The sequence below is a fragment of the Bradyrhizobium ingae genome (assembly GCF_055791185.1).
This window is the reverse complement of the sequence record NZ_JBVUBB010000001.1, coordinates 244,768-262,808: the sequence shown is the minus strand read 5'-3', so window position 1 is coordinate 262,808 and position 18,041 is coordinate 244,768. Positions and strand designations below refer to the sequence as shown.

Sequence of the window (18,041 nt, the reverse complement as noted above, 5' to 3'; positions counted from 1 at the left end):
TAAGGCGTGGCTTGGAAAAGGATCGAGCCCGGCCTTTATTTGCACCGTCTTGAAAAGCCTAGAGGGACAGCATGCTGCCACGGATTGCCGATATGCCGGCCCCTGCTCCGCTGCATGCCGAATTGACTGCGGAGCTCCGGCTGCGCGGGTTCGAAGGAGATCTGGCCGCCGCCTTTGACGACCGAATCGTCTCGGCGACAGACAACTCGATCTACCAGCTCCTCCCCCAGCTCGTGGCCTTCCCGCGGAGCACCGAGGACCTCGTGCGCATCGCGCGCGTCACGGCCGAGGATCGCTTTGAGAACATTGTGTTCGCACCTCGCGGCAGTGGAACCGGCACCAACGGCCAGTCACTGACCGAAGGCCTTGTGGTGGATGTGTCTCGCCACATGAACCGCATCCTTGAGATCAACCCGGCGGAGCGCTGGGTCAGGGTTCAGGCCGGCGTGGTGAAGGATCAGCTCAATGCCGCGCTGGCCGAACATGGCCTGTTCTTCCCGCCGGAACTCTCGACCTCCAATCGCGCCACGATCGGTGGCATGATCAGCACCGATGCCAGCGGCCAGGGCTCGTGCCTTTATGGCAAGACGCGCGACCATGTGCTGGAGCTCACGACCGTATTGCTCGACGGCACCGTCTGGACGTCGCGTCCGTTGGAGGACGAGGAGCTGGAGGAGATCCAACGACGAACGGATCTTGTCGGCGCCGTACACAAGCTGATCGACGCGATACAACGCGAGCAAGGCGACCTGATAGCGGCGCATTTCCCGAAGCTGAACCGATGCTTGACCGGCTACGACCTCGCTCACATCCGCGACGAGCACGGTCGCTTCAACCTGAACTCGATCCTCTGCGGCAGCGAAGGCACGCTCGCGCTGATCGCCGAAGCCAAGCTGAACGTAATGCCGATCCCGAAATACAGTGCGCTGGTCAACGTGCGCTACGGCAGCTTCGATGCGGCGCTACGTGACGCGCAGGAGTTGATCCGGTTCGGCGCAGCATCGATCGAGACGGTCGATTCCACGGTGCTCACGCTCGCGCAAGGCGATGTCGTCTGGGAATCCGTCCAGCAATACTTCCCTGCAGACGAGGGACAGCAGGCCACGGGGGTGAATCTTGTCGAGTTCGTCGGCGACGCGGAGCAGGACGTCGAAACTCCCGTTCGCCGGCTGACGGAGAGCCTCACGTCGGCACGGCAGTCGCGCGGCCGCCGCGGGTTCACCGTGGCCCGCGGCGAAGCCGACGTGACCGCGATATGGAACATGCGAAAGAAATCGGTCGGCCTCCTCGGCAACATGCACGGCGACAAACGGCCGATCCCCTTCGTGGAAGATACGGCCGTCCCACCGGAGAATCTGGCCGACTACATCGCGGAGTTTCGCGCAGCGCTGGACGCACGCGGGCTGACTTACGGCATGTTCGGTCATGTCGATGCCGGCGTGCTGCATGTCCGCCCGGCGATCGACATGAAGGACCCGGCACAGGAAGTGCTCATCCGGGAGATCACGGAGGACGTGGTCCGGATTACCAAGAAATATGGTGGGTTGCTCTGGGGCGAGCACGGCAAGGGAGTGCGCTCGGAGTTCTCACCGCGCTTCTTCGGTCCGCTCTACCCGACGCTGCAATCCATCAAGGCCGCGTTCGACCCACGCAACCAGCTCAACCCTGGCAAGATCGCCGCGCCCAAGGACGGACAGTTGCTTGCGATCGATGGGTTGACCACGCGCGGTCAGCTCGACCGGACGATCCCCAGACCGATCCGCAGCGCTTACGACGAGGCGCTGCATTGCAACGGCAATGGCGCCTGCTTTACCTGGGATCCGGACGAAGCGATGTGCCCCTCTTACAAGGCCACGCGCGATCGGCGGCATTCACCGAAAGGCCGAGCATCGCTCATTCGCGAATGGCTGCGGCAATTGGCGGCGCTCGGCATCGATCCCGCGAGCGAATCTGCGGCGCTCCGGCAAGGCGCGCGCTGGCGCGATTTCCCCTTGAAACTGCGCAATACGTGGGCTCGCGAGCCAGACTTCTCTCACGCCGTGAAAGAAGCGATGGATGGATGCCTCGCGTGCAAATCTTGCAGCGGACAGTGTCCGATCAAAGTCGATGTACCGACCTTTCGCGCGAAATTTCTCGAGATCTACCACGGTCGCTATCTGCGGCCGCTGCGGCACCAGTTGATGGGCTCCCTGGAGGGGATGTTGCCGGCGCTCGGAAAGGTGGGCTGGCTATATAATATTCTGGTCGGGAGCCCGCCGGGCCGCTTGGCGATGCGGACACTCGGCCTGGTGCACACACCAAAATTTTCCGGCCTTTCGATGCGACGGGAATTGTCTGCCCGCGGGATCTCGGACGCAACTCCCGAAGCCCTGGCTGGCCTGTCGACCAAAGAGCGGGCGCGCAGCGTGGTGCTGGTCCAGGACGCCTTCACAAGCTGGTACGAATCCCACGTCGTGCTGGCCGTGCTGGACCTCATACAGGCGATCGGGTTCAGGCCTTTCATCGCGCCGTTCCGCCCGAATGGAAAGCCGCTGCATGTGCACGGCTTTCTCGGCGCCTTCACCCGCGTCGCATCGCGGAACGCAGCCATGCTGCGCGAACTGGCCGCCACCGGTGTCGAGCTGGTCGGCGTGGACCCATCCATGACCCTGACTTACCGATCAGACTATGCCATGCTGGCGGAAGCCGACCGGCCACCGGCCGTGCTCCTGTTGCAGGAATGGCTGGTGCGACACCGCAATGCGATCCCGAGGCCCATCAAATCCGGTAACGAATATTTCGTGCTGCCCCACTGCACCGAACGCTCCCTCGCCCTTTCCAGCCTGCGGGACTGGCAAACCGCATTCACCGCGGCGGGCGCGAGCTTGCGCGTGCTGCCTTCGGGTTGCTGCGGCATGGCCGGGACCTACGGCCATGAGGCCGAACACCGCGCAACGTCCGAGCAGATCTATGCAATGAGCTGGGGACCGCGGGTTGCGCGGCTGGCTAAGACGGGCCGTTTGCTCGCGACCGGCTATTCCTGCCGATCGCAGGTCAAGATCATGGATGGGCAGATGCTGCCCCATCCGGCACAGGCGCTGCTTGCATCACTCCGCGGCTTCTAAGCTCAAGCCCGATAAGTTCGGACCGTGTCATCATCGCGGGCGCGGGCCACCGCGCAGCATGGACTCATGTGGGCGGCCCAAGGCGAGTTCGGCCAGCCCGTTGAATTACGGTCAGTGCAAATACGGGAGCGCTTCAGCCACGCGCCTGAAGCGTTCGTTCCTCGTCATCAGCTTGATCTCTGATTGAACACGGCACCTCAAAGGTCCGCCTTCACCGCCGCGAGCTGCGCAGAAGGCCCGTCTTCATCGAAGAAATAGGCCTGCCGCGCGCACATTGCCAGCCATCGCTCAGCTCGAATCCTGACACCCGAGGAGTCAACTGGCGGACGCGAACAGGATCTGGAAACGGGACGCGTCCGCCTGTTTTCAAGGCAAGCGGCGGATGGTCGCTTTGTGCCCAAGTTTAATATTTCATACAGCCAAGCCAGTTACCGTCGCGGCGCCTATGGAGGGCACTCGATGAAGCCGCAATCGATTCGTCTGGCCAGCGTTGTCCTGGCGCTATCCTCGTTCTCTGTGCTGCCCGCCATGGCCGATCCTCAGATGGTGTCGCTGGTGTACAACGGCGCCCCGCAGTCGCCGCAGCAGATTGGTTCGGACGGATTTCAGCGCAAGCTCGCCGAGATTGCAAAGAACCGGATCCTTCTGGATGAGCGCGGTGGCACCACGATGGGTAGCGAGACGGCGATCATCGCCGCCATGCGACGCGGCGAGGTTGACATCGCGACGCTGTCCGCCACGGTCGTAAGCTCCATCGTGCCGGAATTCGGCGTGTTCGACGTGCCCTTCCTGTTCCGTGACGCCGCGCATGCCAGGGCGGTAGCCGAAGGCCCAGTGGGCGCCGCACTTGCGAAACGTTGTGCCGACAAGGGGCTGGTGCTGCTCGCCATTGGCAAGCAGGGTTTTCGCAACGTCACCAATTCGAAGCGGCCAATCCGCTCGCCCGCGGACCTCCAAGGGATGAAGATTCGCGTCATACCCAACGAAGTCTATCAGATGACCTTCAAGGCGCTCGGCGCCGAGGTCGTGCCGATGGAGTTCACGCTTGTGTACTCGGCGCTCAAGGATGGTCGCATCGACGGGCAGGAAAATCCCGTCATGACGATCGCCAGCGCCCACCTTGAGGAAGTCCAAAAATATATCAGCCTGACCGGGCATTTCTTCGCGCCGGTCGCGTTCATCGCCAATCGCGACATGTTCGAGGCGCTCAAACCCGCGGATCAGGCCGCCATCATCGCTGCGGCCAAGGCCGGTGCGGAGGCGACCTGGCAGGCCGGCATTCAGGAAGAGGCGAAGAAGCTCGATGAACTGCGCAAGGGCGGCATGGAAATCATCGACAAGGTCGATCGCCAGCCCTTCATCGATGCCGTGAAATCTCTGGAGCCCGAGTTCGAGAAGCACTTCGGCAAGGATGTGCTCGCCCAGATCCGGGCAACACCGTAACTCTCAGGGAAACGTCATGACTTTGACCAGACTCCTGTCGCGCATCGGCATCCGTCCGCGCATCTTCGGCGGCTTCGCGCTGATCCTGGGCTGTCTCACCGTGCTGGCACTCCTCGCCATGCTGCGGTTGTCCGAGATCGGCGGCACCGTCGGCGATCTCGTCACCAGCGCCGATGGCGACGCCGCCATGGCGCGCGTCCATGCTGCGCTACTGTCAGCCAATGGAGCAGTCGAGAAGTTCGTCCGCACGCGCAATCTTGGCGATCGCGACGCTGCTGCCAAGGCGATCGATGGATTTGGCCAGGTGTTCGGCGAGACGGACCAGCAATTCGGTCGTCTGACGGCGATCACGGCCGGCCGCAGTGTGCTGGTGGACGCGCTCGACAATTACAGGAAATCCTTCACAGCCGTGGCCGCTGCCGTCGACCATCTCCGCACCGCGAGCGCCAAGAGCGAGGCGCTCGGGGCTTCGGCGAGCCTCGACATCGCCGCGATCAATGTTGCGCTTGGCAATCAGCCGGAGCGCCTTCTCCAACCGCTACGCCTGGCGGGCACGGTCGATGCGGTGCGCGTTGCGGCGCTGCATTTCATGATCACCCAGGCCCAGGGCGACGCCGACGATGTCGCGTTGACGCTCGGCTATGCGAAGGCTGCAATCGCGGACAGCGAGGCGGAGATCGCAGGCCTCGAGGCGCCGCGCTTGAAGAGCCTGCTCACGGCGCTTAAGAAGGTGCTCGCCGACCAATCGGCGACGCTGACGGATCTTTCCGCTGCGGTCGGTGAGCTGCGCAAGAGCCAGGCAGATCTCGTCAAAGCGAGCGGCGCGATCGACGCGCAGACCGGTAAGATCAGCCAGGCGTTGGGTAGCGCGCGCGCTGAACAGAGTCGACTCACCACCGAAACGGTCGAGCACACGCACAGCATCGTGTTGGCGGTCGCAGGCTCCGCCCTCGTCCTCGGCGCGCTGCTTGCCTGGCTGATCGGGCGCAGCGTGTCGCGACCGATCGGTCAGATGACATTGCGCATGCAGAGGCTTGCGGCTGGCGAACTCGACGAAGCGATCCCGGGCGGCGGGCGCGGCGACGAGATCGGGCATATGGCCAGCGCGGTTGAAGTCTTCCGGCAAAATGCGCAGACCGTCCGCCGCATGGAGCAAGAAGCCACAGCCCAGCGCGCCGCGGCCGAAACGGAACGTTCGGCGATGATGGGAAGCCTGGCAGATCGCTTTGATCGTGGCATGGAAGGCGTCATCGACGGCGTGTCGAGCCGTGCCGCAGAGATGGGACAGAGCGCCGAGAGTCTTGCTCGCGTCGCCGAGCGCGGTCGCTCCCTTGCCGAGCAGGTCGCGGCAACTTCAGCGCAGGCGTCCTCAAATGTTCAAACGGTAGCGGCCGCCACGCACCAGCTCGCGGCTTCCATCAAGGAAATCTCGAGCCAGGTGGCCCGCTCTGTCGCGGTGTCGGATCAGGCCAAGGAAGAAGCGTCGCGCACCGAGGCGCTGATGCGTGCGCTATCGAGTTCGGCCGAGCGGATCGGCACCGTGGTTCAGCTAATTCAGGCGATCGCAAGCCAAACCAATCTGCTTGCACTCAATGCCACCATCGAATCGGCACGCGCCGGCGACGCTGGTAAGGGCTTTGCCGTGGTCGCCAATGAGGTGAAGAGCCTTGCGACGCAAACGGCGCGCGCCACCGAAGAGATATCGACACTCGTCGCCGAGATCCAGAGTTCGACCGGCCAGTCGGTCACAGCGATCGGCCAGATCGGCAAGACCATCGCCGCCATGACCGAGATTGCGACCACGATTGCCTCCGCCGTCGAGCAGCAGGGTGCCGCGACCAGCGAGATCGCCCGTAACGTCGAGCAGGCCGCCAACGGCACCACAGCCGTGAGCGATCAGGTCGGCTCGGTCCGCACGGTCGCCGGCGAAACCGATGCCGGCGCCGAAGCCGCGCTCGCGGCAGCCGCAGCCCTGCAGGACCAGGCCCATGCGCTCAAGCGTGACGTCGCGGAATTTCTGCAGACGGTGCGTAAGGCGGGTTAAAATCTGGCGAGCCTTGGCGGCGCGATGCCATGCGCCCCCTTGGCTCGCATGATTTAGCCGGGCAGCAATCGGCTCTTGATGTAGTCCCAATTGAACGTAAAGCCCCAGCCCGGCCGGTCGGGGACCACAATCTGGCCATCAGACATCTCGACCTGCTCGTTGAAGAGCGCAGCAAACCACGGCACATATTCCAGCTGTGGCTTGCCCGGCACCGCGCCAAGAACCTGCAGGCTGTATTCGGGAAAGAGGTGGCTGGAGACCCCTACCCCATGCGCCTCCGCCAGGTTCCCCGCTCTCACAAATTCGGTAACCCCGCCAATTCGCTGCAGGTCCGGCATGAATACGTCCAAGCACTTGGATGCGAGCATCGCTTGCGCATCATAGCGGCTGTATGCGTTCTCGCCCGATGCGATCGCGATTTTGAGCTCGCTCTTGATGCGCGCAGCCGCCGCTAGATCATATTGATCGGAGGGCTCCTCGAACCAGACATAGCCGATATCCTGCAGAAGCCGGCCGACGCGCACCGCCGCCTCCTCATCATAAGCTTGATTTGCGTCAGCCATCAGAGAGAAGCCGGGTGGAACAATCGTCTTCAAGCGTCTCGCACGATCGAGATCATCCTCGATCGATTCCCGCCCAAGGCGCAGCTTCATGGCACGGAAGCCGGCGAGAAGACTCACCTGCACATAATCGTCGATTTGATCGTTCGTCATATGCAGCCAGAGACCACCGCTGTCATATGTATCGACGACGTTCCGCTTCCGGCCTAGAAGCCGACTGATGGAACAGCCACATTCCTTCGCGCGCAGATCCCAGAACGCCCCGTCAAGGGCGCTAATTGCCATGGTTGAAAAGCCTCTGATGCCGAAGAAGCTCAGCCTCGTCTGCATCCGATCCCAGATCGACGAAATGTCGTCCGGTTGCGGACCGATCATCGTGTCTCCAAGCTCGGAGATCAATTTGGCGAGAACGCCCGTGAATCGATCATTGAGCGTGAAGACGAGGTTTTCGCCGCAGAGACCATCTGCATTGGCTGCGGTCACCAGGACGCAACCAAGATGGTCGACGCTCCCGACCGCGCTGACGATCTTTGGGGCGAGCGGGATAGTTATGGTTCGGACATCGATCCGATCGACAATCAAATGTGCCCCCTCATGCGAAGCGTCTTGCTAAGGCCGGCACCCGGTCGATCGATCCGCCGAGCGCGTATTCAAAGGCTCATCGCAGAAAAAATTGACCTTGATATCCGCGCAACTTCCGTAACGAGACGAACAGGGTCGGGCTTCCCATCGAGGGGACGATCAATCTTGGGGCAACGAAGCTGCCTGAGTCAAAATTGAGGCAGGCAGATCGAGATTGTGAAAATCCCGATAAGCCTTGTTCAGGAAGCCGTTCTTGGCGTTATCGTTGATCCATTTGTTCAGCCACGCCTTCAGCTCAGGCTCGTTCTTCTTGATGCCGATACCGAAAACCACCTCCTCCAGCACGAACTTCATTTCGAAATTCCTGTCCGGAACCTGCTTCTGCAGAACCGGAAGAATGGACTTCGATTGCGCAACGATGTCGATCTGGCCGGACGTCACGGCGGAGAGCGTCGTGCTTTCGTCCGGGAAGCGGACGATTTCCGTGTCCTTCGGTGCGGTCACCGTCAGCTTTTTGTCGTAGGTCGTACCGCTCGTCGTGGCGACGCGCTTGCCTTTCAAGTCCTCTACTGATTTCAAGGACATATCTTTCGGCGCGGAGATGATGTTCAACCCGGCGGAATAAGGAAGCGTAAAGTCGATGACCTTCTTGCGCTCGTCGGTGATCGCCAGCGTCGAGATGACGATGTCGACTTTGTTGGTCAAAAGGAACGGGACGCGATTGGCGCTGTTGAGCGCAACGATCTCAGGCTGGACACCAAGATCGGTCGCTATCTTCTTCGCAACGACGACATCTGAGCCAGTCTCGGCGAACTTGTCATCCTTGAACGCGTAGGGCGCAACGGCCACGTCCATACCGACGCGAATCTTGCCTGCCGAACGGATTGTTGCGAGCGAATTCTGAGCCTGCGCAAGAGACGATGACACTCCAACGCACACGGCAATCGCAAAAAGCAGCTTTCCGAAGCTCATCGTATCCTCCCCGCATTCATGTTCTTCCGCTGAGAGATCAGGATTGCCCGAAGACGTCAAAGAGGTAGGCGCCCCTCCTCAGAGCTTGTCTCACGAATTGAGACTCAACCCCATTCGCGCTTGACGGGCCATCGTCCAAATTTTCCGCCGGACCTTTCTCCGGCCGCGCTCCCCCCGCCGAGAAGAGGCTTCAGAGGCTCTTCTCGGCCACGAGTCTTGCCGCTTCTCGATCGCCCGGCGCTAGAGAGCCACCATCCCGCACCAGAACATCCAGTCGCTCCCGACCTCAACGTCGTACTTCCGGACGAAGCTCAGCTTGCCGTCGTCGCCGATGCTGAAGACCGACAAGCCCGCGGGCACGGTCTTGACACTATCCCCCTCGCGAACATCCAGCGGCGCAACAGCCGCCGTCACCAACATGCGTCCGCTCGGATGGATGGAGAACGTTCGGCAGTGGAACGTTTGCGTGTCGATCGTCTGGATCAGCGTAGGCTCGCCGCTCGTGGGATCGATCGAGAACACGGCAACGGTGTTTTCGCCTTCGCCATGCACCTTGCGGCCCGCGAACTCGACCGTTCCGTCCGAGCGGTTGGCGAGATACACGAACCGCCCGTTGGGATGCAGGTGAATCGGGCCGACGAACTGCACCGGCAGCCGCGCTTCGTGCTTGGCGGCCGTGTATTTCTCGTAGAGTGGCTGGGCGCTGATACCCTCATCCGTCGCGCCGTAGACCAGGAGCTGGTTGTTCCGCTCCATCGATACGAACATCCATGGCTTGGTCGGATGAAAGTCGACGTGGCGCGGACCAAATCCGAGGCCATTGCCCTTCGTGACCGACATCTCGTGCGAGAGCTGCCCTTCGTCAAATCTGAAGACCTTGATGGCGCCGGGATCCTCCGGCTTGCTGGCGGTCGGATCGTTGCCGCGCGTCGGAAGCACCACCACCTTGCCTGAGGGCGAGACCCGAACCTGATGCGCGTAGATACCGCCATCAACCGGTTCGGACTGCTTGATCTCTGCTCCGATGGACCCATCGCCTTCGAGGCGGTGGACCGTCAAGGTGGACGGCGCGTTGTAGGCGACGAGCAGATATTTCCCCGCCGGATCGAGCGTGATGTTCACCGGCCGATTCTTGAAGAACTGAGGTTCGCCAAAAGGCTTCAGACGCCCGGTCTGCTGATCGATCGCGTAGACCGCAACGCCGTGCCGATCGTCCGTCTTCGACGTAAAGCGATTGCTGAAGGAAACGTAGAGCAGCGGTTTGGACGGATGCTTCCAGATATACTGAACCGCTGCGGGTACTTGAACAACATCCACCTTCTGCAAGGTGAACTTGGTGTCGTCTGCCTCGTAGAGTACGAGGTCGGCTCCGACAGCGACGTAGAAGACGGCGCGCTGGTTGGCTTGTGCCCAAAAAGCGCGCGTCGAAAGTCCCGCTGCGGCAACGAGCCCTACAAAGGTCCGGCGGTTCAGCGGCAGTGAATGATTCATACGTCATCTCCTTCAGATTGGCTTCTATTGGCCGTACAGATGGTCGCTTCTTCCACAACGATTCGATTGTTCTCTAGGTTGCGCGAGCCTCTCCCTCCCGTGCCCAACAGACCGTCAGCGCGACAGGCGCGACGCTGCCCGCAAGATCCGGATAGCAGCGCAGGCCGCGCCAAAGCCATTGTCAATGTTCACGACCAGCAGTCCCGGCGCGCAAGAGGCCAGAGCACTGTGTAGTGCGCTTCTTCCGCCGGCTGCCACGCCATAACCGATCGAGGACGGAACCGCGATGACAGGCGCTTCGACGAGGCCAGCGAGAACACTGAACAACGCACCTTCCATCCCGGCGACCGCGATGACGACCGGGCAGGCGCGGATTTCCTCCAGCCGCTGCATCAGGCGCCACAACCCTGCGACCCCGACGTCCGCGATAACGGAGGTCGTGTAACCAAAAAAGGCCAGCGTGCGCGCGGCTTCCCGAGCAACCGGCAAATCCGATGTTCCGGCGCAGACAATGCCCGGTCCGGGCGTGGTCGCAGCGGCGGGTGCGCCAAAAAACGCGGTGCGCGACAGTGGATCGTATTCCAGCTTTTCCCGTTGCGATGGCGAGATCTGCTCGAGCTTCTCTTGATCCAGCCGGGTGAGCAACAACGAGCGCCCTTCCGTTGCTGACAAGATGGCATCAATCTGCGCGGTGGTCTTGGAGTCGCAGAGCACCGCCTCGGCAACTCCAACCCGCCGCTGCCTGTCCCAATCGATGACAAAATCATTCATGCTGAACCGCCGGTCAGGAATGCCGAGCCGCGCTGATAGAGTCGCATGCCCGCGAACCGTCGTCCGGACCTGGCACAGAGTTGGCTCGCTCTTTGCTCGGCGCGCCGCCGGTCCTCCCCTGTCGGAAGCGGAGTGCACTCGATATAGACGCCGAGAGCCGTCAGCCGGCAGCGAAGGGACTGTGCAGTTGGCAAGATGTCGTTCAGGTCCGTCTCGACCTCCTCGATGAAGCGCAGGGAGACCTCATCAACGCCAAGACCGGTCTCGACGCGGCTAGCCAGGCAAGGTTGCGCGGGCAGCACAGCCAGGTCGTCGAGCCCATGCGCCTGTGCCAAAGCGTAGATGTCGGATTTTCCAAGACCCGCCTCGACGTAGGGGTGAACGACGCCGTGCTGGCGCGCGGCATCGAGGCCGGGACGAAAATCGCCGAGGTCTTCCAGATTGGTGCCCGAGGCGATCTGCAAACCGGTAACCGCTCGGATGCGGGCGTACAGATTTGTCTTGCAATAGTAACAGCGGTTGACCGGATTGGCTCGATATGTGGGATCCTGCAGCTCGCCGGCATCGATGAGATGCAGGCGCCAACCATGGCGGCGAGCGTGGGTCTTGACCCGCTCTGTTGCCAGAGCTGGCACGGCCGGCGAAACGGCATGGAAAGCAGTGATCCCGGCCCGCGAGAAGCCATGGGCCAGATAGGCGAGCACCATGCTATCGACGCCTCCGCTGACAGCGATCGCGAGTGACTCGTGGGAGTCGAGCACCGAGACAAGTCGCGACTGTTGCATCACTCCTCCTCGGTCAACGCTTTGGTCCGGCGCCGCGCGACGAGGCCCGCGGAATCCGCCAGATCATCGCTCTCGGCTTTAACGGTCACCTGCCCGTCTGGTCGGACAGTCCGTTTCCGCCGGAGCATCTGTCCCGCAACGGGGACCGTTTCTGTCGAACGGGAGAGGCACGTCCGTTGCTCCACTCGCCAGCGCAGACCGATCGTCGAGGTTTCCAGAAAGCAACGATCCATAACTGCTTCGAGTGCAGGCGGCCTGACCAGGAGACGGAACTCGACAACGGGACGGCCCTTCTTGCCCTGGCGGCTTCCCAGCGTGAGATCCACGACATCGCCCTCGCTGCGCAGCTGCTCGGCCGCCGCGCCGATCTCTTCACCTGTCATATCATCGACATCGAAGGACAAGACGACGATTTCCTCCCGCGCCTGCCCCTCTCCTCCAAACATGAGGACGCGCAGGATGTTCGGCATCCCGGGCAACTCGCGCGTGCCCGCCCCCATGCCGACGGCCAGCAGAGATCCCGATGCTTTCCTGGCGCCTGCATCTTTGACGAGATGGGCCAGAATTGCCGCCCCCGTGGGAGTCACCCTTTCGCCGGCAACGCCATCGTCGTGCCAGCGGAAGCCTTTCAGAATGTCGGCCGTGGCCGGCGCCGGCACGGGAAGAAGGCCATGCCGGGTCTGGATCGGGCCGCGGCCAATCGGCAAGTCGGACACGCTCCAGCTCACGCCCGGGAGCGCCGCTGCGAGACTTCCGGCTGCCACGACGTCCATCAGCGAATCCCAGTCCGCGATCTCATGAAAGTGCACCTGCTCGATTGGGACGCCATGCATCCTGCTTTCAGCCTGCGCAATGTGGGTAAGGATGGCGATTGCCTGCTCGGCCGTCCCCGCCTGCAGCCTGGCAGCGGAAATCCGCGCAACGATCTCCAGGAAGTGCAAGGCCGAGCCATGATGACCGTGATGACCGTGATGATCATGATGGCTGTGGTGATCATGATCACCGTGATCGTGGTGGTGGTGCCGGTGAGCCGCGCGGTTCTCGTGCGGTGTCGCTGAAAGACCGAATCGAAGAACGGCCATTCCGCCGCTCAAGCCCTCGTGCAGAGCCGCAGCGTATTCTTCAGGGAGCACGGCCGCGACGTCGGCCAGGACGCGCTCCTTCAGCTCCGGCAGTGCCCCGAGCACGGCCGCAACGAACATGTCGCCGGCGACCCCGCCCAACGCATCAAGGTGAACGTGGCGGATGGAGTCCTCTCGCATCTCAACCAGGACTCCGCCTCATGACGCATTCAATTGACAAGCTCGGCATCCCACTTCCGAAGCTGATCAGGCGTCAGCCAACGACCAACATCCGGCAGATTTCCTGCATGGTCGAATGATATCGGGCGCACCTTGCCAGGTACGGTCAGGTTCGGATGCTGCTTTGCTTCGTCCACCATCGCTTCAGATACATAGATCTCGTGCAGATGACCGGTGTTGGGGATCCGGACCATTCTGACTTTGGAAGGATCAGGAGCGCCGCACACCTGAATGGCAGCCTTGATCGCCATTTCGTCGCTCGGCATGACGAGAGGGATTTTCGAAGAGTTTGGCGCCCTGGATGTGAGGGTGTTGGCGTAGGTGTGCGTCATGCTGATCTTGTCGAAGAGCCTGCGCGTCGTGATGTCGGCGATGCCCATCCCCGAGCAATTGCCATGGCTGTAATCGCTGACATCAAGGACCGCGAGGGCACTCACGTTGATCCCCAGATCCTTCACGTAGGGGGTTGCGGCCCGCCCCGTCACATATGGATCCATCCCGCTTCCCGAGAATTCCTTGCCGAGCTGATCCACCACCAGGACGTCGATCGGATCAAGGAGGACGCGCGGAAGGGCGCGCTTGGCCTCGACAAGATATTGCCGTTCCTCCTCGATGATGTTCTCCGCGGGAATGGCAATGATCCGCCCGATCTTGTCTTCAGCGTTTTCCACCGTTCCGACGCCGAACAGAATCGGTGTCTTCTCCAATTTGACCTTCGCCATCTCGATGACCAGGCGCGCCATATGCGCCCAGCCAAGAGCATGGCAGGCGTCCGCGCCCTTTTGCTTGCCGAGGCCGATCGTAATCATCTTGACGAGACCGCTCTCGTTGGGTCCGACGAAGCCGCTATGCGCCTTGATCCGGTTGATGACCACGATGCCGTCGGCTTCATGGGCGTTCTTGTCCATCAAGACGGCCATGCCGTCTTCCAGCTTGCCGACCTCGACGACCTCCATCGACGAGAGGATTGGGCAGCCCACCCGCTCCTCGGTGACACCGAGTCGGGCGAGGACCTCGGTCTGGCCCTCGGCCGTTGCGCCGCCATGGCTTCCCATGGCCGGCACGATGAAGGGCTGCGCCCCGCGCTCCCTGAGCTCCTCGACGACAGTTCGCGCAACAACGGCGATATCGGCCATGCCGCGGCTTCCAACGCCGACCGCAATGCGTGCGCCCTTCTTGATGCGACCAGCGATGCTGTCCTTTCGCATCTCTTCGCGGACGGTTCCCGCGATATCTTTGACTTCGGTGCAAGGAAATTTCTGATGGACGCGAACCATCTTGGGAATTTCCACGCGCTGAAGAAGCTGCGCAATCATGTCCATGTCAGGATCCCCTTGGGTCGTAGCCTCGATTGCATGCCCGACGCCGCGACGATCGAGACACGTAAGCCCGCCTATTCATTATCGGAGCTGTAGTCCGGAGGCTCGCCCATATGGGCCAGTTTGGACATATAGGAGTGCTGCACGTTCAATTGCGTGCTCGCCTTCTGAGCGGCCTTGGCGGCCAGCTCCGCCAGCCGCTGGCTGTCGTTGATCAGCGCGTCCATGTTGTCGCGCAAGATCCGGCGCTGGATATCGCTCACACTCGGCAAGGACTCTGCCCGCAACAGCTCGTCGAGCAACGCCATGTTGCGATGGAGTCCCTCCTGCGCCAGCTTCATCCATTCGCGCGTGATCTCGTGCGCGGTCTCGGCGGCGGCACCCTGGTGCTCAGCGATCGCTTTCGAGGCCTCTCGCAAAAACGCGTCCGCCGCCTGCACAAGACCTGGAGTATCAGGGACTTTGTTTTTATCGGACATCCCAATCTCCCATTCAGAAGAGCGCCGAATGGCCTTACGAGAGCACGCCGATCGGCCACGGCGCGAACTCATTTTCGCCCATGCCGCTCAGCTCGCTCTTGGTCTTTTCGCCGGAGGCGTGCCGCAGAAGCTGCTCGAAGATGCGCTGCCCCATCTCGGCGACCGTGGTTTCGCCGTCGATGACCACGCCGCAATTGACATCCATATCCGACTGCATACGGGTGTACATCGGCGTATTGGAGGCAAGCTTCATCGTGGGCGCCGGCACCGAGCCGAAGCAGGAGCCGCGACCAGTCGTGAAACAGACCATATTCGCACCGCCCGCGATCTGACCCGTTGCCGACACCGGGTCATAGCCGGGGGTGTCCATGATCACGAGGCCCTTCACCGTGACCGGCTCGGCATATTTGTAGACTTCCATAAGCGGGCTGTTGCCGCCCTTCTTGGCACCGCCAAGCGATTTCTCCAGGACGTTCGCCAGACCGCCGGCATTATTGCCCGGACTGACCTTGCCGTTGATCTGGCAGTCGCGTCCTTCGTTGTATTTGAGCCACCACTCGATGCGATCGACAAGCTTGCGTCCCACCTCTGGCGTGACCGCGCGCGCGGTCAGTGTGTGCTCCACGCCGAACAGCTCCGTGGTCTCCGACAGGATCGCCGTTCCACCATGGCGCACAAGGATGTCCATGGCGGCGCCGAGCGACGGATTTGCGGACAGGCCGGAGAAGCCGTCCGAGCCGCCGCACTGCATGCCTACCGTGATGTGCTCCGCCGAAACGGTCTGGCGCGTCGCCTGGTTGGCGAGCGGCAGCATCTCGGCGACCAGGCTCTTGCCCTGCTCGACCGCCTTGCGAAAGCCGCCGGCGTCGGCGACCACCAGGGTCTTCAGCTTCGGGCCGACCTCGAGCTTCTGGTCGCGCAGGAATTCCTCGAGATCGTTGACCTCGTAGCCCTGCGCCACCACCAGCGCGGCCGCGGTGTTCGGATGACGGATGTAGCCGCCCATGGTGCGGCGAAGCAGATCCATCGCTTCTCCGCTGCGCTCCATGCCGTGTCCCATCTGATGTACATAGGGGACGACACCATCGACGTTCGGGTAGTCGGTCAACCGGTCCGGCGTAAAGTAGTTCGCAATCTTGCGGGCGGTCGATGCGCCGAGATTGCCGACGACGAAGACGCCGACAAAGTTGCGGGTCGCCACCGCCCCGTTCTCGCGCACAATGCCCTGGAAGGTCGCGCGCTCTTTTTCAGGAACGTACTGCGTGGGCTTGTAGGCCTTCCCGAAGGCGTAATCCTTCTCGACCTCGTCGAAAAAGATGTTGTGGCTATGCATGTGCGTGCCAGGCTCGAGATCTTCCCCGGCGAAGCCGATGACGGTGTTGTACTTGAGGACCGGCTCACCCTTGCGGATGAACCTGGCCGCGATCTTGTGTCCCGAGGGGACCTCCTGGCGGGTGACCAGATCCTCGCTTGGCACGGGTGTTCCGGCCGGAACGCCCATTCGCGCAACGACCACGTTGTCCTTGGGGTCGAGCCGGATAAACGGGTTGAAAGCACGGTCAGACATGGACGTTTCCTTCGACGTTTCTTTCGGGTTCACTCAAGTTGTCGATCAGGCGAGCACGCCGATCGGCCACGGCACGAATTCATTCTCGCCCATGCCGTCGAGCTCGCTCTTGGTCTTCTCGCCCGAGGCGTGCCGCAGAAGCTGATCGAAGATGCGTTGCCCCATCTCCTCTACGCTCGCGGTGCCGTCGATCACGGGCCCGCAATTGAGGTCCATATCGTCAGTCATCTTCTCGTAGAGCGCGGTGGAAGCGGCGAGCTTCACGGTTGGCGCCGGCAGCGAGCCGAAGGACGAGCCGAGCCCCGTGGTGAGGGCGACCAGATTGGCTCCTCCCGCAATCTGGCCCGTGACGGAGACCGGCTCGTAAGCCGGCGTATCCATGAATACGAGCCCCTTGTCGGCGATCCGTTCTGCATAACGATAGGCACCCATCAGCGGGCTGTTCCCGGCTTTCTTGGCCGAGCCAAGCGACTTCTCCATCAGATTAGCGAGCCCGCCGGCCTCATTCGCGCGGCTCACGCGTCCATCGAGCTGCGTGTCCTTGTTCTGGTTGTACTGCTTCCACCAGTTCAGGCGCTCAACAAACTTCTGACCGACGTCCGGTGACTGTGCGCGGGCCGCCAGATCAGGCCCGAGCGCGAAGAGTTCCGGCGTGCGGGACAGGATGGCGGTTCCGCCGTTGCGGACGAGGATGTCGACCGCAGCGCCGAGCGCCGGGTCGGCCGAGAGACCCGAGAAGGCGTCCGTGCCTCCGGATTGCAAGCCCAGCCGGAGGTGCTCGGCCGAGACGGACTGCCGCTTGACGTTGTTGGCCTCGGGCAGCATCTCGTGGACGATGCGCTTGGCGTCCTCGACGGCGTTGCGGATTCCGCCCGCCTCCTGGATCGTGACCGTCCGCAGCTTTGGCCCGACCGCCAGCTTTTCCTGCTCGAGGAAAGCTCTGAGGTTGTTCCGCTCGCAGCCGAGCGCCATGACGACCGCAGACGAGATGTTGGGGTTATGGATAAAGCCGGAGAGCGTGCGGCGGAGCAGATCCATCGGCTCGCCGGTCATCTCCATGCCGCAGCCGATTTCATGTATGAACGGCACGACACCGTCAATGTTGGGAAATTCGGCCAGCCGCTCTTCGTCGAAATAGTCGGCGGCTGCGCGGGCGGCCGTTGCAGCACAGTTGCCGACCACAAGGACGCCGACGAAGTTCCGTGTTGCCACCTCGCCGTTGCCGCGCACGATGCCCTCGAAAGTCGCGCGCTGTCCGGCGGGCAGCAGATCGACCGGGCGATAGTCGCGACCAATCGCATAATCCTGCGCCTTTGGCGCTTCAGATCGGACGGCCTGAGACGTGACATGCGTCCCCGGCGCGGTATCGGCGGCAGCCAGTCCAATCACGGCATTGCCCTTGATGATCGGTTCGCCCTTGCGGATGAAACGAGCCGCCACCTTGTGCCCGGGCGGAACGTCGCTGGCAATGATGAGGTTCTCGGCATCGATCCGGACTCCGGCGGACAGCCCGGCACGGGCGACCACCACGTTGTCCTGGGCGCCAACGCGGATCACCGGGTTGAGAGCGCTATGCATGACTTGTTATCTCCTCCTAGTGCTCGGCGCTCTACAGTTGAGAGA

Annotated in this window: 13 protein-coding genes; 3 read left to right on the top strand and 10 right to left on the bottom strand. The window is 62.2% G+C overall.

Features of this window, described 5'->3' with window-relative positions:
• Positions 1-71: 71 nt before the first annotated feature.
• From ydiJ to ACV1FX_RS01230, 3 genes are all read left to right on the top strand, one after another.
• Entirely contained in the window at positions 72-3,104 is a 3,033-nt protein-coding gene (gene ydiJ / locus ACV1FX_RS01240; RefSeq protein ID WP_473115711.1) for a D-2-hydroxyglutarate dehydrogenase YdiJ, read from the top strand.
• 543 nt (positions 3,105-3,647) lie between these two features.
• The gene (locus ACV1FX_RS01235) at positions 3,648-4,547 is read left to right on the top strand and encodes a TRAP transporter substrate-binding protein (RefSeq protein ID WP_473115968.1); all 900 of its coding nucleotides are present in this window, start codon (positions 3,648-3,650) and stop codon (positions 4,545-4,547) included.
• A gap of 16 nt (positions 4,548-4,563) precedes the next feature.
• On the top strand, positions 4,564-6,591 hold the full coding sequence (locus ACV1FX_RS01230) for a methyl-accepting chemotaxis protein (protein ID WP_473115710.1): 2,028 nt from the start codon (positions 4,564-4,566) through the stop codon (positions 6,589-6,591).
• A gap of 53 nt (positions 6,592-6,644) precedes the next feature.
• Here the strand turns inward: ACV1FX_RS01230 and ACV1FX_RS01225 are convergent, their stop codons facing one another.
• The 10 genes from ACV1FX_RS01225 to ACV1FX_RS01180 form a co-directional block, all read right to left on the bottom strand.
• Positions 6,645-7,733 (bottom strand): mandelate racemase/muconate lactonizing enzyme family protein, encoded by a 1,089-nt coding sequence (locus ACV1FX_RS01225; protein WP_473115709.1) that lies wholly within the window; start codon positions 7,731-7,733, stop codon positions 6,645-6,647.
• A 159-nt stretch (positions 7,734-7,892) separates the two neighbouring features.
• Positions 7,893-8,705, bottom strand: coding sequence for a transporter substrate-binding domain-containing protein (locus tag ACV1FX_RS01220; protein WP_473115708.1), 813 nt, complete (start codon positions 8,703-8,705; stop codon positions 7,893-7,895).
• Between the two features lie 240 nt (positions 8,706-8,945).
• Positions 8,946-10,196 (bottom strand): lactonase family protein, encoded by a 1,251-nt coding sequence (locus tag ACV1FX_RS01215; RefSeq protein WP_473115707.1) that lies wholly within the window; start codon positions 10,194-10,196, stop codon positions 8,946-8,948.
• Positions 10,197-10,310: 114 nt separating this feature from the next.
• On the bottom strand, positions 10,311-10,967 hold the full coding sequence (larB, locus tag ACV1FX_RS01210; protein ID WP_473115706.1) for a nickel pincer cofactor biosynthesis protein LarB: 657 nt from the start codon (positions 10,965-10,967) through the stop codon (positions 10,311-10,313).
• Positions 10,964-11,752: an ATP-dependent sacrificial sulfur transferase LarE gene (gene larE / locus ACV1FX_RS01205; protein WP_473115705.1), complete on the bottom strand. Its 789-nt coding sequence runs from the start codon at positions 11,750-11,752 to the stop codon at positions 10,964-10,966. The genes larB and larE overlap by 4 nt, the downstream gene beginning before the upstream one ends.
• Positions 11,752-13,014, bottom strand: a complete 1,263-nt coding sequence (larC, locus tag ACV1FX_RS01200; protein ID WP_473115704.1) for a nickel pincer cofactor biosynthesis protein LarC — start codon at positions 13,012-13,014, stop codon at positions 11,752-11,754. Before larC ends, larE begins: the two co-directional genes overlap by 1 nt.
• A gap of 29 nt (positions 13,015-13,043) precedes the next feature.
• On the bottom strand, positions 13,044-14,330 hold the full coding sequence (locus ACV1FX_RS01195) for a nickel pincer cofactor-dependent isomerase, group 22 (RefSeq protein WP_473115967.1): 1,287 nt from the start codon (positions 14,328-14,330) through the stop codon (positions 13,044-13,046).
• Positions 14,331-14,446: 116 nt separating this feature from the next.
• Positions 14,447-14,851: a phasin family protein gene (locus ACV1FX_RS01190; protein WP_473115703.1), complete on the bottom strand. Its 405-nt coding sequence runs from the start codon at positions 14,849-14,851 to the stop codon at positions 14,447-14,449.
• 34 nt (positions 14,852-14,885) lie between these two features.
• Positions 14,886-16,418, bottom strand: a complete 1,533-nt coding sequence (locus ACV1FX_RS01185) for a UxaA family hydrolase (protein ID WP_473115702.1) — start codon at positions 16,416-16,418, stop codon at positions 14,886-14,888.
• Between the two features lie 45 nt (positions 16,419-16,463).
• The gene (locus tag ACV1FX_RS01180; RefSeq protein WP_473115701.1) at positions 16,464-17,996 is read right to left on the bottom strand and encodes a UxaA family hydrolase; all 1,533 of its coding nucleotides are present in this window, start codon (positions 17,994-17,996) and stop codon (positions 16,464-16,466) included.
• Between the last annotated feature and the right edge of the window lie 45 nt (positions 17,997-18,041).